We start from the raw sequence: 21,400 nt of genomic DNA, 5'->3' as shown, positions 1-21,400 counted from the left end.
AAAGCTTTTAGAGGTGTTCTTAAGATTTATTTAACAAGTTTATCCAAGGCTTGTTTTAAATCGGCAATAATATCTTCCGCATCTTCAAGACCGACAGAAAGACGTACCAAACCTTCGGCAATATCCGAAGCGGCTCTTTCTTCAGGGGTATACGGAGAGTGGGTCATACTTGCAGGATGCTGAATAAGGGTTTCGGCATCGCCTAAGCTTACTGCAATGGTTGCAAATTTAACCGAGTTTATAAGGGTTTTACCGGCTTCCAATCCGCCCTTAACGGTAAAGGCAATCATAGCTCCGCAAAGTTTCATCTGTTTTTTTGCAAGCTCATATTGCGGGAAGGATTTAAGACCGGGGAAGGCGATGGACTCAACTGCCGGATGTTTTTCCAAGAACTCCGCAACTTTTTGAGCATTGGCGCAGTGCCTTTCCATTCGGATATCGAGGGTCTTCATACCTCGGCCTATTAAGTAAGCTTCAAATGGACCTAATGTAGAACCTGTCATATCCTTAACACCTACAAAGCGTACCTGATCGATGAATTCTTTTTTACCGACAACAAAACCTGCAATAACGTCTCCATGGCCGTTTAGGTATTTTGTTGCAGAATGAAGAACGACGTCTGCACCTAAATCAAGAGGTCTTTGGAGATAGGGAGTCATATAAGTATTATCTACTATTACCTTACATTCGGGATTATGAGCATGAGCAATCTTACTTACTGCTGCAATGTCGCAAAGATACATGTTCGGGTTGGCTGGCGTTTCCAAATAAACGATTTTTGTATTCGGTTTTAAAGCTTTTTTAACGTTTTCAGGATCACGGGTATCAACGAAGGTTACATCAACACCGAATCGTGTAAGACCATGATTTAAAAACGCAAATGTACAGCCGTAAAGAGTCTTTCCGGCAACGATATGGTCTCCTGCATTTACGATTGACCAGATACATGAGGTAACGGCACCTATACCGGAGCTCGCGGACATACAGGCTTCCCCGTTTTCAAGGCAGGCAAGTTTTTCTTCAACAACCGTAGTCGTAGGGTTACCTAAACGGGTGTAGATATAACCTTCTTCCTCTAAGGCAAATCTTCTGCCGCCTTGTTCTGCCGAATCAAATGCAAATGTTGAAGTTTGATAAATAGGTGTAGCTAAAGCACCGTACTTGTTCTTAATGCTTCCTGCGTGAATCTGTTTTGAAGCAAATCCCAACTTTTCCAATTCTTTTCTATTCATATCTTCCTCCAAATGAAATATTCACTACTAAGAATATTATAAGGCATTTATTTTATTAACGCAAGCGTAAAAATCGAAAAAGTTAAAAACAACAGAAAGCAAAAAAACAAATAAAATAAACTATTCAATAAATAAAATTTAACTATAACACTCATACTTGATTTCATTATTATTTTATTATATCATAGCGTTAGACAAAAATCCATATTAAAATTTAGGAAGAAATTATGTCCAATAAAATAAAATCATATTTATCCGCTATTACTGCAATTGTTTTTTTTGGTTCCTCTTTTCCGTTTTCAAGATTTGCTTTAACACATTTCGGGCCTGAAGCCTTGGGCTTTTTAAGATGCTTTTTGGCAAGTCTTGTTCTTTTAATTATGGGAAGGTTTAATAAAATTAGAGCTCCCTTTAAACTTAAACACATAGGATTATTCTTTTTGTCGGGAGCGCTAGGTTTTGCCCTATATCTTATCTTTTTTAATATGGGCATTAGAACAATCACAGCTGCAACCTCAAGCATCATAATCGCTACTACTCCCATAATAACCGCTGCAACAGCTTCCGTTATTTACAGTGAAAAAATAAGCAATGCAGGCTGGTTCTCTATTTTGACGGCTTTTTGCGGAGTTTTAGTTATTATTTTATGGAAGGGAATTTTATCGGTAAACATAGGCATTTTATGGACTATGTCGGCAGCTATTTCCTTTTGCGGATACAATATTTTAAGCCGAAAACTTGCAAAAATGGGCTATACTTCAATAGAAATCGTAACCTATAGTATGATTTGTGCAGCTGCTATCTTGTCGCCATTTTGTATTGACGGCTATAAGGAACTCTCTTCTGCCGGCTTTAAATACATAGGAAGCCTTTTATACTTAGGAATTTTTACAAGCGCCTTAGGCTATTTTTTCTTTAATAAGGGAATAGAAATCGCTGAAAAAACAAGCGATATTACAAATTTTCTTTTTTTTAACCCCTTGATTGCAAGTATTTTAAGCTATCTTGCCCTAGGCGAAACCTTAAATGCAGGAACGGTTATAGGAGGGGCAATAATCATAGCAAGCATAATCGTATTTGCCCTAAAGGGCACCCTTACGGGGGAACAAAAGAAACCTGCCGATAAATAAAAAATCCCAAGGCTCAAGTTTTATCCGAACCTTGGGAAAAATCACAAGAACTTATTTTGCTTTAACAGCCTTCCATTCTTCAAAATTCCAAGGATGCTTTTTAATATATCCGTTGGCAAAGGGGAAGAATATTGAAAGAGTTAAGAACAAGGCCAGTAAAAGCTGGTACCACAATAAGGGAATAAGGCCTACAGGATTTACAAGCCCATTTGTAAAGGAACAGGCTATTAAAAGCTGGGCACCGTAAGGAATTAATCCCTGCATTACACAAGAGAAGGCATCAAGAAGAGAGGCAGATCTACGAGGGTCAACCTTAAATTCTTCGCACATTTCTTTTGCGATAGGGCCGTCGATAATAATTGCAACGGTATTATTTGCAGTTGCCGCATCGGTAAGAAGGGTTAGAGCACCTATACCTAGTTCTGCGGATTTTTTACCCTTTACCATACCCTTTATTTTTTGTAAAAGCCATTCCATACCGCCTGCCTGACTTACCATATAGGCAAGACCTCCGGTCAGCATTGAAAGCAAGAATATTTCGAACATTCCGTTAAAGCCGTCATACATATGATTTGTCCACTGTAGAGCATCAAAGGCACCGTAAGCCATTCCTATGATACCGGAGAAAAGGATTCCTCCTAAAAGAACTGCAAATACGTTAAGACCTGCGATAGCTGCAACCAATACAAATACGTAGGGCAACACTTTTATGATATTAAATTCCAAAGACTCAATCTGAGGAGTAACAGAGGGCCTTCCGAAGATTAATAGGAGTATGACAGTTAAAATTGCAGCAGGTAGGGCTAATGCAATATTAACTCTGAATTTATCCCTCATATCAACATTTTGTGTTCTTGTAGCCGCAATTGTAGTATCCGAAATAATCGAAAGGTTATCGCCGAACATGGCTCCGCCTACCATTGAAGCTATCATAAGCGGCATTGAAATACCTGCTTTTTCTGCAAAACCTACGGCGATAGGACCTACGGCAGCAATAGTACCGACACTTGTTCCGGTTGCAATAGATAAAAAACAGCAGATAATAAAAAGGCCCGCTGTAACAAAATTCGGCGGTATTAGGGTTAAACCCAAATTTACCGTAGAATCGACACCGCCCATCTGCTTTGAAACAACCGAAAAAGCTCCGGCTAAAATATAGATGATACACATAGTAATGATATTTGCATCTCCGCAGCCTTTGACCAGAGCATCGAATTTTTCATCGATTGAACCCTTGTGCATTAAAAAGGCTGCTATAATACCTACAATTACGGCAACAGGGCCCTTAAAGCCGTAAAACCCCATAGGATCGCCTTTTGCTACAAGAGTTACACCTATTCCCAGATAAACGACAACAAAGATAAGAAAGGGAACAAGAGCAACACCATTCGGTTTAAACTTAGATTTTTCCATAAAATCTCCTCCATAAAAGTTTTACTTAAAATATATAAGCAGTTTAATAGTCTATATATTTTGCGTTACTAAATTATCGCATAGGTTATACCTATTGTCAAGAAAATAAGATAAACTTTTTAATTTCAAAAAGTGTCAATTTAAAAATGTTGACAGATAAAATATTTCATGCTAATATTTTTAAGTTATACTGCAACTGTTATAAATTGCATAAAAAACGGAGGTGTGTATGTTCAATCCTGTTGTTATTGCCGTCATTGTTATGATGGTACTGTGCTTACTTAAGATTAACATCTTGATCGCAATTATGATTTCCGGTATCGTAGGAGGGATTATTGGAGGTTTGGGACTTCAAAACACGATAAGCATTCTTATTTCGGGAATGGGAGGCAATGCCGAAACGGCATTATCGTATATCTTGCTGGGAACTTTGGCCGCAGCCATTACTTCAACTTCTATAGTTGAACTTTTAGCGGTCAAATTACAAAAATGGCTTAAAAATAAAAAAGCCCTATTCGTGCTTATCATTGCATTTATAGGCTGTTTTTCGCAAAACGCAATTCCGGTTCATATAGCCTATATTCCGATTTTAATCCCTCCCCTTTTGGTTGTAATGAACAAAATGAAGCTCGACAGACGTGCTATGGCCTGCGGATTAACCTTCTCGGTTAAGTGGCCCTATGTCGCTTTTCCTGCAGGTTTCGGTCTTATTTTCCATGGAATTATTTCGGATTCTATGACACAAAACGGACTTCAATTCAATAAAATGGATGTATGGAAGGCTATGGCTCTTCCCGGTGCCGGAATGATTTTAGGTCTTTTTATTGCGGTTTTCTTTTCCTACAGAAAACCACGTGAATACAAAACGGTAGAAGCAGACATAAAGGCTGAAAATGAAGTTAAAAACATAAAATTTACTTCACGTGAATGGTTTACTCTTTTAGCGATTGCAGCCGCCTTTGTAACACAGATTCTCTCCGGTTCTATGCCCTTAGGCGGTCTTGTCGGTATTTTGGTATTACTTGTTACCCGTGTTATAAAAGTAAAAGATGCGGATCAAACTATGGCAGAAGGTATTAAGCTGATGGGCTTTATCGCCTTTGTCATGCTCGTGGCCGCAGGCTTCGCAGAAGTAATTAAGGCTACAAAAGCGGTAGACGCCCTTGTTGTCTCCAGTGCCAATCTTATAGGAGGAAGCAAACTCCTCGGTGCCATTATAATGCTCTTAATCGGACTTGGTATTACAATGGGTATAGGAACTTCCTTCGGCACCATTCCTGTAATTGCAACAATATATGTTCCGCTTGGTATGAAGCTCGGATTCAGCCCCATGGCCATAGCCTGTCTTCTCGGCACGGCAGGTGCGTTAGGCGATGCAGGTTCTCCCGCTTCCGATTCTACTTTGGGACCGACTGCCGGCTTGAATGCCGACGGTCAGCATGACCACATCTGGGACACCTGTGTTCCGACATTCCTGCATTATAATATTCCCCTTATGATATTCGCTACGATTGCGGCAATGTTCTTGTAAAATTAAACACCCCCGTCTAAACCGGCGGGGGCTTTTTTTCTATCTTCAAACCCCACATCAATCTTCTAACCGCCCGCCTTGAATTCAAAAAGAATCTAAGGTATAATGGGCATCTATAATCTTTAAAAATTTTTTTTTGCGGGGGGATTACAATGAAGCTAAAAGAGCTGGATCTTTATTTTACAGAGCTGTTAAACATAGATGCCTTTGCGGCTCAAGATTTATCGCAAAACGGTGTTCAGGTACAAAACAGCGGTAAAGAAATAAAAAAGGTTGCTTTCGCGGTGGATGCTTGTCTTCAATCCATAAAAGAAGCCGCCGAGCGGAAAGCCGACATGCTTTTTGTACACCACGGCCTTTTTTGGAGCCGCTCCTTACGGATTATGGGAAATCATTACCATAGAATAAAGGCTCTTTTGGATAATGACATAGTGCTCTATGCCGTTCACCTTCCCCTCGATGCCCATCCCCTTTACGGGAACAACATCGGTCTTGCCCGCCGCCTTGAGCTTGAAAACTTAAAAGAGTTCGGCATGTACAGGGGGCTGAACATAGGCTTTTACGGTAGTCTTCCTTTAAAAGAAGGCTTGGAACTAGACGAAATTGTAAATAAACTTTTTCCCCAAGGAGAAAAACCTGCAAACATCCTTCCTTTCGGGCCTAAAAAAATTAAAACCATCGGAATTATTTCGGGCGGAGCCGCTTCGGAAATAGATGATGCAATAGCCTTAGGACTTGACTTATACATAACGGGAGAGATTGAACACATTACCTATCACAATGCCCTCGAAAACAGGATAAATGTAATTGCCGGAGGCCATTATCAGACGGAAACTGTAGGCGTTCAGTTGGTTGCAAAAAAGCTTGAACTTGATACAAACCTTGAAACCTGTTTTATCGATATTCCGACAGGTTTTTAAATTTTTAGATTAAAATGAGTTTAACCGGAATATGAAAGAAAATAAAAAGCGTATTTTAATTTTAGGAGCAGGTCTCATGCAGGGACCTGCAATAAGGGCCGCAAAAGAGCTGGGCTGCGAGGTCATTGCCGTAGACGGAAACCCGAATGCGGTTTGTGCAAAAGAAGCCGACAAGTTTTTTCCCATAGATTTAAAGGATATTCCCGCCCTTATAGACCTTGCAAAAAGCTTAAAAGAAACCGGCTTACACGGAGTCTTTACCGCAGCTACGGACTTTTCCGTATCGGTTGCAGCCGTTGCAGAAAGCTGTTCTCTTCCCGGGCATAGTTTGGAAGCCGCCCGCCGAGCAAGCGATAAGGTTTTAATGAGGGAGTGCTTTGAAAAGCACGGCGTTCCTTCTCCTAAGTTTACCCATATTTTTAAAAACGAAATAGATGAGGCTCTTCAAATTTTAAAACAAAAAGCCATTCCCTTCCCTATTACGGTAAAGCCTGCCGACAACATGGGAGCGCGAGGCTGCCGCTTGGTCTATTCCCAAGATGAATTAAGACCGGCCCTAGAAGATGCGGTAAACTTTTCGCGGAGCGGAAAGGCTATAGCCGAAGAGTTCATCGAGGGTGAAGAGTTTTCGCTTGAAGCCCTAGTTATAAACAGAGAGATTTTTTTAAACGCCCTCGCAGACAGGCATATTTTTTTTCCGCCCTACTTTGTCGAGATGGGACACACGATTCCGTCGATTAAGAGCAAGGAAGAATGTGATGAGCTTATAAGAGTTTTTTTCCTCGGAATAAAAGCCTTGGGACTTACAAACGGGGCAGCCAAGGGAGACATCTTTTTACGAAAAGCCGATCCCCAAAAAAACGGCAAACGGACTGCCTGTGTGGGAGAAATCGCCGCCCGTCTTTCAGGGGGCTACATGTCTGGCTGGACGGTTCCCTATTCTTCGGGCTTTGATGTAACTAAGGCGGCCGTCAAAATAGCCTTAGGCGAACCTGTAGATGAACTTCCTAATAGCGAAGCCGCTCGTTTTAGTGCTGAACGAGCCGCTCACTTTAGTGCTGAACGAGCTTGGATTTCGGTGCCGGGCATCATAAAAAAAATATACGGGCTTGAAGAAGCAAGAAGCACAAAAAACATAAAAGATGTTTTGCCCCGCCTTTTTGAAAAAGATGAAACCGTCTTTCCTAAAAACAATGTAGAAAAATGCGGCAATGTCCTAAGCTCTGCGGAAAGCTATGATAGGGCAGTTAAAGCGAGCATGGAAGCCGTACAAAAAATATTTTTGAGGCTTGAAAGAGAAAACAACAAAACGAATCTTTTTTTTGAAAAGACAAATCCTTCGATAGCCGTGCAAGGCAATTATCCTCCGAACTTTTTTAAATTCCCTGAAGATGACAGCACAAAGGAAATTAAAAACAAGACTTTCGATGAGCTATTAAAAAATTCCATTTTAGCGGAAGAAGATAAAATTCTTTATCCTTCGTTTTTTAAGGATTTTTTAGATAGAGCCTTGGATGTGCACGGCCTTTCCATTCGGGAAGCAATAAAACAAGCCTTCTTCCTTGAACCGAAGTTAAAAGAAAAGATGCTCATCCTCCAAACTATAGGAGAACCTTTAAACCCGTCTCTTGTTTTGTGGTGGAAGTATTTTATACGCGGCAGCCGCCAAGGGCTAATCTATTACCTTGATACCGAGTTAAATGATTAATCGGAACAAGCTCAAAGAATGGTAGATTTTTAATTACTATGAAGGGCACGGCGGATTTGCCGGCCGAGAGGCGGCAAATCCTTTGAATATACCGTTGCACAGAACGCACAACGGTAAACCGAATTACTTAATCGCTTGTGCGCCGAAACCTTTTACTGCGCCGAACAGTTTTACGGCATCATCTTGCGGATATTTGTTTGCAAACATAGACACGTCGGTCTGAACCGTCATCGTTTGGTTCATTCCCATTGCACGCCTGAACTCATTGGCGGGAGAATTCGGGTCATAGTCCGTTTTTTCTTTATAAGTAGCATTCAAAAAACCGGCCAAATATGCCTTATTTAACACATTTTTAAGCGAAGCAATGTCTTTTAACTCTTCATTACCTTCTGCACTGTTAAAGCGGTCGAGATCGTCAAAGTCTTTTACCCATACGTACTCGAAGGTTCCTAAGCCCGGCAGGGTTACATCCGCCTGTTTGTTCATAAAAAAGCGGTTGTTGTCCATAAGCACCTTTCGCCCATTTTCCATTGAAGCGGGACTATCGATACGGCAGCGGTCTACTGCAGAGAGACAAGACAGCCCAATAATATTGTGGTGTATATTTACCTCAACCTTTGTCATAACGCGGAAACCGTAGCCCATATCTTCAAAAGCATGAGTACGAGGCCAAGTAAACAGTACCGTATTATATGCGAACTCCACCGTTATGGCATTTGGTTTATTTTCTTTTCCCCATATTTCACAGGCAGCCATTGCATTTGCAGTAAATACGTTGTTCAAAATTTTAACATTGCCTGTTCCTCCAAACTGAATGGCAAAATTGGAAGCATTGTTGAATACGCAGTTTTGAATAAGTACATCGCACTTCATAATGCTTCCGCCGAATATAGCCTTTTCCGTTGTAATGGATTTTTCATTACCATTCACACCTTGGCCCGGCGGTAAAACAAGCATACCGGTTTCCACACCCTGAGGCTTACCCTTTGTGGGATGATACCCATTTGAAAGTCCTTTATCGAAGATGATACCATCAATTACGAGTTTTTTACCCTCACCGTTTTTGATGTCGAACTCCATAGCCTTGTTGGCTCTGCCTGTTCCGTTTGAAGAGGCCGGCGGCATAACAAGAGTGCGGTATTTTAAAACATCCCGTTTGGAAAAGTCTTTGGAATATCCGCCGTAAATTTCGACTGCTTTTTGTATCATGATAAAACCCTTGTCGCGAACGCCGTAGTAATTGCCTTCGGCAACGTAGATTTTATCACCGGGCTGAACCTTTTCGACAGCCTTCTCGATGTTCTTAAAGGGGGCATCTTTTGTACCCGCATTTCCGTTCTTACCGGTTTCTTTTGAAACGTAGTATTCCGCAGCTGTTACGTTTGCTAAAACGAGAACAGCCAGTAAACAGGTTATTATTCCTTTTTTCATTTTGTAATTTCCTTATTAAGGCTCGGTTACATTTCCTTGTGCGTCAAGATAGTACACAGGGATAGCAACAACCGGCTCGCGGTCGTTTCGCCATTTTGATTGAAGTCCTCTCTGAAGCGGGCTATAATAATAAGCCTTCGAGCTTGCTTCACAGTGGGATGTCCAAAAATCTTTGCTGGTAAATTGAGCTATCTTTTCGGCCTCGTCCCGTGAGGGGAGCCAGCCTCCTCGTGAAATGCAGTACATAACAGCGCTATTCTTTACCGTATGAGTTTTGGAACCGTTCGATTCGAATTCTCTTTTTAAGAAAATACTGTTCTCTTTTCCGTCCCCCATACCTGAGGATAGATTCTTTATGCTTATATGCCGTGAGCTATCAAGATCCCATGGCATCGGCTCTGATGGGGTTCCCATCGCAAGGAACTTCCATGAACCCGCACCTGTATTTTCCCATACGATAGTCTTGTCTCCCACTCTATCACCTACAGAAAGAGACCTTGACGGCCTATCCGGTGAAGCGGCCATCCCCTCCAAAAAAGCACAGCCCGAGAAAAGCAGTACAATCAGTGCAGCTGTGATAAGCACCGCAGCTCTTGTTTTCCTGTTTGTTTTCATTATAATCTCCTTATAAATGTTTTTTTCATGCGTAATTGAATTACCGGTTACACATGCATTATTATACAGTATACCCCGTTTCCCCGCAAATTTCAATCTTTCGTGGAGGTTTTTCGTTTTTTTGCTTTTTGGAGCATTTATTTTAAGCAGTGTAAATAGCACTGTCTAAATCGAAATAACGGACACTCCGTCTGAGGCTTGGCAGGCAAAAAATGAAGCGGTAAAGCCGGTATTTTCAGTGTAGGCCTTTCCTACTCTTTCGGCAAATTCTTCAAAGCCGTCCTTGCGTACAATGGCGATCGCGCAGCCCGAAAAACCCGCACCTGTCATTCTGGCACCGATACAGCTTTTTTCTTTTATGGCTGCAAAGAAAAGAGCATCCAGTTCTTTTCCGGTAACTTCATAATCGTCTTTTAGCGAAAGATGAGATTGGTTTAAGGAAGCGCCTAAAAGTTTTAAGTCCTTATTTTTTAATGCTTCCGCACTCCGCCTTACCCTGTCCATTTCGGTAACGCAATGCCTTACCCTGCGGAAAAGTTTTTCTCCCAAATTGGAAATCAGATCTTCTTCCAATTTTTCAAAATCGGAAACGCTTAGATCGCATAAAAAATCTATGTCCGTTTTTTTTTGTAAAAAGGCAAGAGCTTTTTCACATTCTTCCTTTCTCTCATTATATTTTGATTCCGTCAATTTACGGGGCTTATTGGAATTCATAATTACAATTCGGTAGGGCTCGGTTTCAAGAGGAATGTACTCATAGTCCAAGGAAGAGGTGTCTAAAAGAAGGGCTTGATTTTTTTTACCCATAGCTATTGCAAACTGATCCATAATTCCGGATTTAAGACTTAAGAATTCATTTTCGACCCGCCGGCCGATTTTTGCAAACTCAATGCCGTCAAGCTCAAAACCGAAGGCATGAGAAATAATTTTGCCGAAACAAAGTTCCAAGGCCGCCGAAGAAGAAATGCCGCTCCCTTGCGGAATATCGCTTGTAATTAAAAGCTCAAATCCCGTATCAGCCTTCAAACCTCTTTCTTTTAAAAACAAAAACATGCCGTTTAAATAGTTTGCAAAATCATTTTCTTTATCAAAGCCCAAATTTCCATCAAGCTCAAATTCAAAAACTTTTTCCGCCTTCATCGAGCGGTAAAGTATTTTTTTATCCTTTCTTTTGCGCAGGGCAATCCTTAAATATAAATTAACCGCAGCGGGCAGCACAAGGCCTCCGTTATAATCTATATGTTCACCTATTATATTTATCCGTGCAGGAGAGGCTGCAAAAATAATTTTTTCTTCCGAATTACCGTAAAAAGAAATGAAAGTATCTTTTAAGGCCTCTAAGGCTGTATCTTGTTTTAAGTTCAAAGTCTCCCTCCTAAGGCTCAAAGCCTTTCCATATAATTAACAATTCTATATTAAAAAAAACGCTTTGTCGATAGGTTTAGATTTAACATAATTCTTAGAGTTTGGAAAAACCGTCATCAGTATATAAAAAACATTGACAATAGTACCTAAAAGTGGTACTATAAATTAGTGAATACAAAGAATAAAAAAACACTTGAGAACATATATAAACGACCTGTTCCTGCAGATATTTTTTGGACCGATATCGAAAGCCTATTTATTTCATTAGGTGCGGAAATCTCTGAGGGAGCAGGCTCTCGAATAAGGGTAAAATTGAATAATACACGGGCTGTTTTTCATAGACCGCATCCTGAAAAAATTACAGATAAGGGAGCTGTTAATTCGGTTAGACGATTTTTAGAAAATGCAGGAGTAAAAAATGATTGAATATAAGGGATATATCGGAAAAATAGAATACGATCCGGAAGCAAAAATTTTACATGGAGATGTCATAAATACACGTGATGTTATTACATTCCAGGGTACAAGCGTAGCAGAAATAGAAAAAGCCTTTATTGACTCTGTCGATGATTACATCAACTGGTGCCGAGAAGAAAATATAGAACCCGAAAAACCATATTCGGGAAAATTCAATATACGCATATCACCGGAGCTTCATAAAAAAATAGCAATCAACGCAAAAAGCTTAAATCTTTCTTTAAATACTTTTGTTGAAAAAGCATTACAACATGAATTAGCATCTACCGGAATATAATAATCCTATTTCTTCTTTAGGTATTTTACACTGTCCAAGGCAACGGCGGCAATGATGATGAAGCCCTTAAATACAAATTGCAAGTTGGTGTCTATTCCTAAAAAGGTCAGGCAGTAGGTAAGGCTTGTAAAGATAATAACACCTATTACGGCACCGCTTATTTTTCCTATACCTCCGTTAAAGGAGATGCCTCCGACTACGCAGGCGGCAATGGCATCAAGTTCATAGCCCTGCCCCGTTCCCGCACTTGCATTAGCCCTAAAGGCTTCGAGGAAGGAGCCCACACCGTAAAATACTCCGGCCATAATAAAAACGCCCATCGTAACCTTAAAAACGCTTATACCGCTGACGGCTGCAGCCTCAGAGTTTCCTCCTACGGCATACATATTTTTTCCGAATACGGTCTTATTCCAAATAAACCATGCTATTATAATCGCAATTAATGCAGGAATTATGAGCTTGGGAAGAGTAATCATCTCGTTATTCACAATTCCTAAAATCCACCGTCCGCCGAGCAAGTCCTTTACCTCATTGTCGATTGAACCTACGGGAGTTCCGCTCGTACCGAAAAATAAAAGGCCGTAGATAATTAACTGGGTTGCAAGGGTTGAAATAAAGGGGTGAATCTTAAGCCGAGCTGAAAAAACGCCGGCAAAGGCACTAAATAAAACGCAAAGCAATATTGAAAGCCCAAGCGAAAGAATCAAGCGCCAAACCATGGGCATGGCCGTAAAATCCCAAGGGCCGAGACCGAAAAAGGTTACTATGTTAAGCCCCGGATGTAAAATCAAACCTGTAATAACCGAACCGAGGGCAACCATTCTTCCTATACTCAAGTCCGTACCGGCCAAAAGAATGAGCCCCGCAACACCGAGAGCATAAAACATTCTGGTTGAAGCCTGCTCCAAAATTGTAAAGATATTGGGAAGGGATAGAAGATTTCCGTTTCCCGATAGGGGGGCTACAATTATACAGATAATGAAGAAAACCAAAATTGCAAGATAAAGACCGTTACTCAATAAGAAACTTGAAAGCTTAAACTTGTAAATATAATCCTTAAAATTTAAAACCATGTTTTCTTTAAGATTTGTTCTTCCGTTTCTTAAAGAAATATTTTTTTGAACATGATCTATGTAGGCTTGATTTTTTGCTTCTTTAGAGGTTGCAACGGCATCCCTGTATTTGTTCTTTGCCTCAGCAAAAGAAGAATTAAGCTGAAACTTTAAAACATTGAGCTTGCGGTTAAGCTCGGCAGAATCCTTTGTTTCGGCAAACTCGTCATAGGCCTCTTTTTTTGCAGCTTCGTTTTCCTGCATAATGGAAGATATTTGATTTTCATAATCAATCTTGTACTGTTTTTGCTTTTGATTTTCCGACTTTATAAAATCCCTTATATTATCGTTAAAGAGCTTATTTGAATAAGCAACAGCCTCGGCTGCAAGTTTCTTTTCGGCATCCTTGTTTTCAAGAGCCGTTTTCTTTGCTTCTTCAATTTCTTTTTTATATTCTTCAATAGAAGAAATTTTTACGGCATCGTCTATCAGGCGGTTCTTTTTAAGAGCATAGATATGATTTTTTAAAGAAGCTATTTTATCGACCCCGTCCTTGCGAAGCTCTTGAAGAGCCTTGCCGTAGTCCGCAAGTTTTGCATCTTCGTTAAAAAAACTAAAGTCTATTTTTTCATTGTTCTTATTTTCCATACAACATACTCCTTAAAATAGTTCCTACAAATACTTAGCCGAAAGCCTGAGCAGAGTTTCCTGATCGGTTTCTTTTGTGTTTACGATACCAGCAAGGCGACGGTTGGACATGACGGCTATGCGGTTCGTGATACCTAAAATTTCGGGCATCTCGCTCGAAACAACTATTATGGTTTTTCCCTCTTTTGCCATCTTGATGATGAGCTGATATATTTCATATTTGGCCCCTACATCGATACCGCGGGTAGGCTCATCCATCAAAAACACATCGGGTGAACGCTCCAGCCATTTTCCGATTATAACCTTTTGCTGGTTTCCACCGCTCAAGGCCGAAATACTTTGATCAGCCGAAAGACATCGCGTCTTCATTTTTTCAATTTCCCTGTTTGCGGCCTCCCGTATTTTACGCTTTGACAAGACGCCGATAGTTTTATAATTATTCAAATTGGTAATTACCGTGTTAAATTCTATTGTATCCTTGCCGAACATTCCGTTTAGTTTACGCTCTTCGGTCAACAAGGCAAAGCCATGAGCCATGGCTTCTTTACTGCTCTTAAATTTAAGATATTTATCGTTTATACTTATGCTTCCCGATTCTATAGTGCGGATACCGAAGAGGGCTTCCAAAAGCTCGCTCCTCCCTGCCCCTACAAGCCCGTAAAGACCTAAGATTTCTCCCTTCCTTACGGTAAAGGAAATATCTTCAAGCACGGGTGCATATTTTGTTTTTAAGTTTTCTATTTTTAAAAAATCTTCTCCGGGAACATTATCCACATCGGGGAAACGCTTATCCAGAGAGCGGCCTACCATGGCCGAAATAATTTCGTTCATATTTGTTTCGGCTACGGGCTTTGAAAGAATCATCTTACCGTCCCGTAAAACGGCGACCTCATCGCAAACCTCAAAAACCTCATCCATCTTATGCGAAATATAAATAAATGAAACGCCTTTTTTTTGTAAGGCTCTTATTATCGAAAAAAGTTTTTTTACCTCCCTCTCGGTTAAAGAAGAGGTCGGCTCATCCAATACGATGAGCTTTGCGTTGTAGGAAACAGCCTTCGCTATTTCAACCATCTGCCGCTGCGAAACGGACATGGTACGCATTATTGTTTTGGGATTTACATTCATATTGAGCGAAGAAAAAAGAGAGCTTGCAGATTCAAACATTTTTATTTCGTCAACAATCCCGAAGTTGGTCGGATAACGGCCTAAAAATAAATTATCTGTAACGGTTCTGTCAAGACAAAGATTAAGTTCTTGATGAACCATAGCAACTCCGCTTTCAAGAGCTTCTTTAGGATTTTTAAATTCGATCGATTTATTTAATAAAGAAATGGCGCCCTCATCCCGTGTATATATACCGAAAAGGCACTTCATCATGGTAGATTTTCCTGCTCCGTTTTCGCCCATGAGTCCCATTACGGAGCCTTGTCTTACAGTCAGATTTATACCGTCCAAAACCTTATTCTTTCCGAAAGATTTTGAAAGGTTCTTTATTTCAAGAACTACATCACTCATCCCAAAGATCACACTCCTTTAAAAGCCGCCTGTTTTGATTTTAAGGCGGGAAGAAAACTCCCGCCTTAAAAACCATCAAAGATTAATGGCTATCTTAAATTTAAGACTCATTAATACTTTAACTTGTCGGTGTAGTTTGAACCTGAGTTCGTTTTAACCATGTTTACGGCAAAGGCATCAAAGTTGTTTAGGTTTGTAAATTTATCCAAACAGCTTGATTCGTTTTGTCCGTCTCCCTGAACGATTGTCAATTCAATGTTCAAAAGAGGAGCATAGTATTTTAATGCAGGCAGGTATGAAGAAGAAAGGAAGTTGTCGCCTGAGTTATAAATTGTTAAAAGAACCTTCTTTTTGGGAGCATTTGTCTGCTTAATTCCGGCATCCCTTGTTCCGCCGAGGTAGTTCTCATAGTTGGCCTTTGTAACACCTGAGTTTGCAGCCATAACAGCTTTTACATCAGCCCAGTACTGAACAGGAGCCGAAATTTTATTGCCGTAAGAATCTTCAGCCGTGATACCCTTGGTGTATACATCTGTTCCGGTTAAACCGTCGAGCAGGTTGCGCAAAACCTGTAAGGTTGCTGTTGCCTGAGCATCAACGTTCTGAGAAACCGTACCGGTAAGAAGACCCTTGCCTACAGCTTCGATAGCATCTGCGTTTGCATCATATCCGAAAATCGGAACACCTGCAGGATAGTTTGAGGCCTGTAAACAGCCCATTGCCATACCGTCATTGTTTGAAACAACCATATCGATCTGATCGGCAAACTTTGTTGCCCATCCGCCCATGGCCTCTGTTGCAGCATTGGCATTCCATGTAGAACCGTCGGTTCCTGTCATAGCCTTTCCTTCAAGCTCTATAACATCGAAGGTTTTTCCTGCAATAGTAATTGAGCCCTGCTTTGTTTTACCGGGGTCAGTAGAACCTGCCCAAGTTCCCAAAGCCTTTCGAATACCCTCAGTTCTAGCCTTTGAATCGTTGTGGCCTACGTCACCGATGCAAAGAACATAACCGATAATACCGTCGCCGTTTCTGTCAAGTGAAGTTTCTGCCGATACAAGAAAATCAGTAATAAGTTTTCCCTGAACTGCGCCGCCGCCTGCAGCATCAAAACCTACATAATAGGTCTTGTCGTTCCAGTTCATAGAGGTCATATCGATTTCTCCTGTTGTCGGGTCTGAAGGTTGTCTATTAAAAAAGACGAGAGGTTTATCCTTGTTAAGAACTGCATTTCCGCTTCCGCCGCAGCTTACAACAAAAATAGCCGACACAATAAGAAGCCCAAAAAAAACAATTTGTGCAAATTTAGAAAAAGATCTCATAAATACGCACCTCCTAAAATATAATTTTAAATAAGTATATTATATTTTATAAAATATGTCTACATAGCCTTAAATCCTTTACCTAGAAACAATTTTGAAAAACTGATATAATTCGACCTATGATTATTGACAATAAATACACTATACGTCATAAGATTCTCACAGGAAACATAGACGGAAAATGCAGGGCTACACCCATGGAATTTGCGATTTTGATGCAGGAATTGGCGGCAGGGCATTACAGCACGACAGGCCTTTCCGTTCCGCATTTGCAAAAAATGGGCTTAACATGGGTTATCACAAAACAGCATTTTGAAATTACAGAATACCCTCTTTGGATGGATGATTTAATCGTTCAAACTTGGGCTCAGCCGCCTAAGGGCTTTTTTTGCTTTAGGGATTTTGCCTTCTTTTATGCAAAAAACGGCAAAAAAAATTCCATAGATGAAGCTTTTGAAGAAAAATGCCGTATCGAAGAAGGAAGAGAAAAAAGCTTATCTATAGAAGAAGAATTTAAAGAGCTTAAACAACCTATCTTTCGTGCAAGTTCTTGTTGGGTAATATTGAACTCAGAAACAGGACAGCCTGTAAAGCCGGATGAAAAAACTATGGGAAATTTAGCCTTTAATGAAGATCACTTGGAAGGCAAGGTGTTTGCAAAAATTCCTGCATGCGAAAACCTGGATACCGAAGAAAGATTCCGTCCTACCCTTTTGGACATAGACATGAATTCTCATGTAAACAATTTAAACTATTTGAGATGGATTCTATCATACATGGATGCGGACTTTTGTAAGGGGAAATTATTAAAGATCCTTGATACCAATTTTGTTTCATCGGCCATGTACGGAGAAGAGCTTATATGCAGATCAAGCCGATCGGAAAATATCTGCATTCATTCCATAATAAGAGCAAAAGACGAAAGCGAGGTATTTAAAGCCCGCTCCGAATGGGCTGACGAAAAGGCTCTTTCCCGAACACTAAATTTATCTGACTAAACCGAAACGGGCTCTGGGAAAAAGAATTAGATTTACCGTTCCAAGCATTCTTGAAGAATGAATATAGCGCGGTGCTACATTTGTTACAAACATCATCGACATGGCATCATCCTTGTTCAGAGCTTCCAAGTGATATTGATATTCATGCCTCATATCCGTGGAATTAAAGCGGTTATCTCCCATCATAAAGTAGCAGTTTTCGGGGATGTACTCTTCTTCTCCCTTGGGAAATTCATCCATATTTCTTTGAGATGAGAGGGCTAAATAGTAGAGGTATTCACCAAGTTCGTTTATAATAGCTTGGCGTTCCGCATCCGAAGAAAAAACCGCATCGCTGACATTGGCCTTATAAAGTTCGGCATTCCGTACAAGGAGCTTTCCAAATCCGAGTTTAATAAGAACATTGAGTTGAGCATTTCTCATCTCATATAAGTTGTAGGAATTTTTTTCGGCAGATTTTTTCCATGAAGTTAAAAAGTTTTCAAACCACATAAGCCCACCGTCCGTCGTCAAAATCTTTGAGGCTATGGCTTCATTATCTCTGGCCATTTGAGTCACAAGGTACTGCCCCTTGCTTAAAAAATCCTTAGCCGAAAATACCTTATCGGGCTTAGCCTTTATTTCTTTCATCTTTTTAATAAGGACAAGGGCTTCCTTTTCGGCCTCATCAAAATCGACCTTTGCCCGCCAAGCCTCTACCGATTGAAGGCGGTTTAAATCTTCGGTATTCATTTTTATGTCTTTTACATATTTTAAGCTTGACTGGGGCAGCTTGGATAAATCCCAAACGGCATAAGCACTTTCATCAAGGGCTTTAAAATCCTTTTCTCCGGCTTTTTTTATGTAGAGCACTCCGTCTACAAGCATTAACTTTTCTCCGCTTAAGCCCACAATCCTTTTTACCAAGGGGTCTGCCTTGATTCTTCCGTTTTCATCCTTATTGATATTTACCGTAGTGAGGGTTAAATACTGCACCAGCTGAGATGTAAAAAATTTAAGCTCGTTATTCGGGTCATCTTCGTAATGAGGATTGCGGATTATAACCACATCTCCCCTCTTATAATTATAAATTTGAGGAAATCGGAATGAAGAAAGAGGAAAGGTCGGCCCTGCAGCAACTTTAAAGCCTGCGACCCTGTCCCCTATCATAAACTGCTGAACCATAGATTCCGAAGGAATAACATAGAGCTGCAAAACAAAAACGGTAAAAAGGAGAACTACACAGGCAGCCTGCAAGATAGAATCAGCCCAATCTAAAATTTCCGAAATAAGAGAACGTTTTTTCTTAGGTATCGCGGGCAATTCCGGGAAATACTTGGGAAGCCTCTTATCCTTTAATCTAAACAAAAGCACTCTATTATAAATAACTAAGGCAAACCAATAGACGGCTAAAATTGCATCGAGCACAGACCTATCCTGTTCGGCTTGAACAGCCCTGGATATAATAAAGCAGGCCATAAAAATATACGGCACATATTCCATAGTTTTACGCATTATGAACATGTCCCTCACGGTCTTCTTTTTAAAAAAAGAAAATATACAAAAAGCAGTCCAAAGAGAATAAGCCGCACCTAAGACCACTGCAATCACAGCAATACTTGAGGAATTTTTTATAATTAGTAAAATTGAAAATAAAAAACTTAAAACCGGTTCTGCATAAAAAAGGATAGACATGAAAACTCCTAGTAATTTATATAAACAGCTTATAAAAACATCAGCTTTTAAAAGCGGCCTTATTGCTATCTAAACAAAAACAAGGCCCATAAGCAACAGAGTATATCACTTTTTTGTATTTTATGCTAGAGTTCGAGCTTTTTAATGTGCAGTTTAAAAAAATCCGGCCTATAGATTTTTTTAAGCAAAATGGGTACAATAAATGCCTTAAAAAGTTTTTATTGGAGTTTCGATAAACAGCTCGGCAGAAATTCTGCCTCACTGTTTATCCATTTTATTGGAGAAATAATTATGAAGATGACGCAGATGTATATGCCTACCTTACGAGAAATCCCGAATGAGGCTGTTGTTGAAAGTCATAAGCTGCTTTTGCGGGCAGGAATGATAAGAAATTTGGCTAACGGGCTTTTTGCCTATTTGCCCCTCGGCTTAAAAGCCTTTAGAAAGGTAGAAAAAATTATCAGAGAAGAAATGGATGCTATAGGCTGTCTCGAATTTAAGCCTCCCGTAATTGTTCCGGGGGAAATTTGGCAGGAATCGGGAAGATGGGACTCGATGGGCCCTGAACTTTTGCGTATTAAAAACCGCTTAAACCAAGAATTGGTTGTAAGCCCCACTGCTGAAGAAGCCTTTACAGCCCTTTTAAAAAACGAATTATCCTCCTATAAAAACTACCCGCTCTTAACCTATCAGATTAACACAAAATACCGGGATGAAATCCGGCCGCGATACGGGCTTATGAGAACCCGCGAATTTACGATGAAGGACGCTTACTCTTTCCATACAAACGATAAAAGTTTAGACGAAGCCTATCTAAGTTTTGAAAAGGCCTATATAAAGATTTTTAAGCGCTGCGGCCTTACGGTAATAGGAGTAAAAGCCGACTCAGGTGCTATGGGAGGAAGCGGTTCTCAGGAGTTTATGGTAGAGTCTTCGGTTGGGGACGACACCCTCCTTCTCTGCCCATCTTGCGGTTATGCAGCGAACGAAGAAAAGGCAGCCTGCGCACCCGATAAGGAACAAGGAAACGGCAGTGCGGCACAAGGTTCAGCCTTATCTATAGAAGAAATTGACACTCCCAATGTAAAAACAATAGAAGACCTTACAGCCTTTTTAAAGACTGAAAGTTCTTCTTTTATAAAAACCTTGATTTACCGCATAGAAAATTCCGAGATATTAGGCAATGCTGAAAAGGGTAAAAAAACTGCAAAAAACGAAGATAAAACAGTTTTAATTGCCGTCTGCATAAGGGGAGACTTGGAAGTAAACGAAGCCAAGTTAAAATCCTCCCTTAAAGCCTCGGACGCAATCCTTGCAAGCGATGCCGAAGTCGAAGAAGCTACAGGAACGGTAGTCGGTTTTGCAGGACCTGTAGGCTTAAAAAATATTCCGGTCATTGCAGATGAAAGCGTTATGCTCATGCACGATGCGGTAACCGGAGCCTTAAAAAAGGACAAACACCTCCTCCATGTGGAGCCTTCAAGGGATTTTACCCCCGCCCATGTCTTTGACCTCCGCACGGTAAGGGCCGGAGATAAGTGCGCCGTTTGCGGTACCGCCCTTTACACCAAAAAGGGAAACGAACTCGGACACATCTTTAAGCTGGGATATAAATATACAAAGGCAATGAATATGACCTATCTCGACGAAAACGGAAAACAACAGCACCCTTCCATGGGCTGCTACGGCATAGGTCTTGATCGGCTTACAGCTTCAATTGTCGAAGAACACCATGATGAAGACGGAATAATCTGGCCAATGAGTATCGCCCCCTTCCAAGTTGCTATAGTTCCCATAAAATACGAGGGAGAAATGCAAAAGGAAGCCGACCGCCTCTACGAAGAATGCAAAAAAAGAGGAATTGAAGCCCTCTTAGATGACCGAAAAGAAAGGACAGGCGTTAAGTTTAAGGATATGGACCTTATAGGCATTCCGATAAGGCTTGTAGTCGGCGAAAAAAATCTTCCCAATATCGAATTTAAGCTTAGAAAGGCGGTAGAAAGCAGCTTGGTCGATAAAGAAAAGGTTGTAGACTTAGTTGAAAAAACCGTAAAAGAAGAACTTGCAAAATTAAACTAGAGGATTTTTA

The 21,400-nt window shown here is 40.5% G+C and carries 17 protein-coding genes; 8 read left to right on the top strand and 9 right to left on the bottom strand.

Features of this window, described 5'->3' with window-relative positions; genetic code table 11:
• Positions 1-26: 26 nt before the first annotated feature.
• Entirely contained in the window at positions 27-1,232 is a 1,206-nt protein-coding gene (gene megL, locus HYB91_RS02685) for a methionine gamma-lyase (protein ID WP_002675643.1), read from the bottom strand.
• A 227-nt stretch (positions 1,233-1,459) separates the two neighbouring features.
• Here megL and HYB91_RS02680 point away from each other — a divergent pair, with 227 nt between their 5' ends.
• Positions 1,460-2,362 (top strand): DMT family transporter, encoded by a 903-nt coding sequence (locus HYB91_RS02680; protein WP_002675645.1) that lies wholly within the window; start codon positions 1,460-1,462, stop codon positions 2,360-2,362.
• Positions 2,363-2,413: 51 nt separating this feature from the next.
• Here HYB91_RS02680 and HYB91_RS02675 read toward each other — a convergent pair whose 3' ends face one another.
• On the bottom strand, positions 2,414-3,775 hold the full coding sequence (locus tag HYB91_RS02675; RefSeq protein WP_002675646.1) for a Na+/H+ antiporter NhaC family protein: 1,362 nt from the start codon (positions 3,773-3,775) through the stop codon (positions 2,414-2,416).
• 229 nt (positions 3,776-4,004) lie between these two features.
• Between HYB91_RS02675 and HYB91_RS02670 the strand changes: the two genes are divergently transcribed.
• From HYB91_RS02670 to HYB91_RS02660, 3 genes are all read left to right on the top strand, one after another.
• Positions 4,005-5,306: a Na+/H+ antiporter family protein gene (locus HYB91_RS02670; protein ID WP_002675647.1), complete on the top strand. Its 1,302-nt coding sequence runs from the start codon at positions 4,005-4,007 to the stop codon at positions 5,304-5,306.
• 152 nt (positions 5,307-5,458) lie between these two features.
• Entirely contained in the window at positions 5,459-6,226 is a 768-nt protein-coding gene (locus HYB91_RS02665) for a Nif3-like dinuclear metal center hexameric protein (protein ID WP_002675650.1), read from the top strand.
• 31 nt (positions 6,227-6,257) lie between these two features.
• Positions 6,258-7,934 (top strand): ATP-binding protein, encoded by a 1,677-nt coding sequence (locus HYB91_RS02660; protein ID WP_253719613.1) that lies wholly within the window; start codon positions 6,258-6,260, stop codon positions 7,932-7,934.
• Between the two features lie 123 nt (positions 7,935-8,057).
• Here HYB91_RS02660 and HYB91_RS02655 read toward each other — a convergent pair whose 3' ends face one another.
• The 3 genes from HYB91_RS02655 to HYB91_RS02645 form a co-directional block, all read right to left on the bottom strand.
• Complete coding sequence (locus HYB91_RS02655; protein ID WP_002688510.1) at positions 8,058-9,365, bottom strand: right-handed parallel beta-helix repeat-containing protein; 1,308 nt, start codon at positions 9,363-9,365, stop codon at positions 8,058-8,060.
• A 15-nt stretch (positions 9,366-9,380) separates the two neighbouring features.
• Positions 9,381-9,980, bottom strand: a complete 600-nt coding sequence (locus tag HYB91_RS02650; RefSeq protein ID WP_002675657.1) for a hypothetical protein — start codon at positions 9,978-9,980, stop codon at positions 9,381-9,383.
• A 165-nt stretch (positions 9,981-10,145) separates the two neighbouring features.
• Entirely contained in the window at positions 10,146-11,345 is a 1,200-nt protein-coding gene (locus HYB91_RS02645; protein WP_002675658.1) for a galactokinase, read from the bottom strand.
• Positions 11,346-11,513: 168 nt separating this feature from the next.
• Here HYB91_RS02645 and HYB91_RS02640 point away from each other — a divergent pair, with 168 nt between their 5' ends.
• Positions 11,514-11,771 (top strand): type II toxin-antitoxin system HicA family toxin, encoded by a 258-nt coding sequence (locus tag HYB91_RS02640; protein WP_002668014.1) that lies wholly within the window; start codon positions 11,514-11,516, stop codon positions 11,769-11,771.
• The gene (locus tag HYB91_RS02635) at positions 11,764-12,099 is read left to right on the top strand and encodes a type II toxin-antitoxin system HicB family antitoxin (RefSeq protein WP_002668012.1); all 336 of its coding nucleotides are present in this window, start codon (positions 11,764-11,766) and stop codon (positions 12,097-12,099) included. Before HYB91_RS02640 ends, HYB91_RS02635 begins: the two co-directional genes overlap by 8 nt.
• A gap of 5 nt (positions 12,100-12,104) precedes the next feature.
• On the opposite strand, the gene HYB91_RS02630 is transcribed toward HYB91_RS02635, so the two are convergent.
• From HYB91_RS02630 to HYB91_RS02620, 3 genes are all read right to left on the bottom strand, one after another.
• On the bottom strand, positions 12,105-13,799 hold the full coding sequence (locus HYB91_RS02630) for a galactose/methyl galactoside ABC transporter permease MglC (RefSeq protein WP_253719612.1): 1,695 nt from the start codon (positions 13,797-13,799) through the stop codon (positions 12,105-12,107).
• A 24-nt stretch (positions 13,800-13,823) separates the two neighbouring features.
• The gene (locus HYB91_RS02625) at positions 13,824-15,317 is read right to left on the bottom strand and encodes a sugar ABC transporter ATP-binding protein (protein ID WP_253719611.1); all 1,494 of its coding nucleotides are present in this window, start codon (positions 15,315-15,317) and stop codon (positions 13,824-13,826) included.
• Between the two features lie 110 nt (positions 15,318-15,427).
• Positions 15,428-16,639 (bottom strand): substrate-binding domain-containing protein, encoded by a 1,212-nt coding sequence (locus HYB91_RS02620; RefSeq protein WP_002668007.1) that lies wholly within the window; start codon positions 16,637-16,639, stop codon positions 15,428-15,430.
• 119 nt (positions 16,640-16,758) lie between these two features.
• Between HYB91_RS02620 and HYB91_RS02615 the strand changes: the two genes are divergently transcribed.
• Positions 16,759-17,637: an acyl-[acyl-carrier-protein] thioesterase gene (locus HYB91_RS02615; protein WP_253719610.1), complete on the top strand. Its 879-nt coding sequence runs from the start codon at positions 16,759-16,761 to the stop codon at positions 17,635-17,637.
• Here HYB91_RS02615 and lepB read toward each other — a convergent pair.
• Positions 17,626-19,311 carry a signal peptidase I gene (lepB, locus tag HYB91_RS02610; RefSeq protein ID WP_253719609.1) on the bottom strand — a complete coding sequence of 562 codons (1,686 nt, stop codon included), beginning with the start codon at positions 19,309-19,311 and terminating at the stop codon, positions 17,626-17,628. The two genes, HYB91_RS02615 and lepB, sit on opposite strands and share 12 nt — an antisense overlap.
• 291 nt (positions 19,312-19,602) lie before the next feature.
• On the opposite strand from lepB, the gene HYB91_RS02605 reads away from it, so the two are divergent.
• Positions 19,603-21,390 carry a proline--tRNA ligase gene (locus HYB91_RS02605; RefSeq protein ID WP_253719664.1) on the top strand — a complete coding sequence of 596 codons (1,788 nt, stop codon included), beginning with the start codon at positions 19,603-19,605 and terminating at the stop codon, positions 21,388-21,390.
• Positions 21,391-21,400: the final 10 nt, after the last annotated feature.

Source organism: Treponema sp. B152 (genome assembly GCF_024181665.1).
In the GTDB taxonomy this organism is placed as follows: domain Bacteria; phylum Spirochaetota; class Spirochaetia; order Treponematales; family Treponemataceae; genus Treponema_B; species Treponema_B denticola.
This window is presented reverse-complemented; position numbering and strand designations above follow the sequence as displayed.

Bases quoted from the DNA above. Each gene is read 5' to 3' on its own strand.
- megL (WP_002675643.1), bottom strand. From the start codon at position 1,232: ATGAATAGAAAAGAATTGGAAAAGTTGGGATTTGCTTCAAAACAGATT.
- HYB91_RS02680 (WP_002675645.1), top strand. From the start codon at position 1,460: ATGTCCAATAAAATAAAATCATATTTATCCGCTATTACTGCAATTGTT.
- HYB91_RS02675 (WP_002675646.1), bottom strand. From the start codon at position 3,775: ATGGAAAAATCTAAGTTTAAACCGAATGGTGTTGCTCTTGTTCCCTTT.
- HYB91_RS02670 (WP_002675647.1), top strand. From the start codon at position 4,005: ATGTTCAATCCTGTTGTTATTGCCGTCATTGTTATGATGGTACTGTGC.
- HYB91_RS02665 (WP_002675650.1), top strand. From the start codon at position 5,459: ATGAAGCTAAAAGAGCTGGATCTTTATTTTACAGAGCTGTTAAACATA.
- HYB91_RS02660 (WP_253719613.1), top strand. From the start codon at position 6,258: ATGAAAGAAAATAAAAAGCGTATTTTAATTTTAGGAGCAGGTCTCATG.
- HYB91_RS02655 (WP_002688510.1), bottom strand. From the start codon at position 9,365: ATGAAAAAAGGAATAATAACCTGTTTACTGGCTGTTCTCGTTTTAGCA.
- HYB91_RS02650 (WP_002675657.1), bottom strand. From the start codon at position 9,980: ATGAAAACAAACAGGAAAACAAGAGCTGCGGTGCTTATCACAGCTGCA.
- HYB91_RS02635 (WP_002668012.1), top strand. From the start codon at position 11,764: ATGATTGAATATAAGGGATATATCGGAAAAATAGAATACGATCCGGAA.
- HYB91_RS02630 (WP_253719612.1), bottom strand. From the start codon at position 13,799: ATGGAAAATAAGAACAATGAAAAAATAGACTTTAGTTTTTTTAACGAA.
- HYB91_RS02625 (WP_253719611.1), bottom strand. From the start codon at position 15,317: ATGAGTGATGTAGTTCTTGAAATAAAGAACCTTTCAAAATCTTTCGGA.
- HYB91_RS02620 (WP_002668007.1), bottom strand. From the start codon at position 16,639: ATGAGATCTTTTTCTAAATTTGCACAAATTGTTTTTTTTGGGCTTCTT.
- HYB91_RS02615 (WP_253719610.1), top strand. From the start codon at position 16,759: ATGATTATTGACAATAAATACACTATACGTCATAAGATTCTCACAGGA.
- lepB (WP_253719609.1), bottom strand. From the start codon at position 19,311: ATGTCTATCCTTTTTTATGCAGAACCGGTTTTAAGTTTTTTATTTTCA.
- HYB91_RS02605 (WP_253719664.1), top strand. From the start codon at position 19,603: ATGAAGATGACGCAGATGTATATGCCTACCTTACGAGAAATCCCGAAT.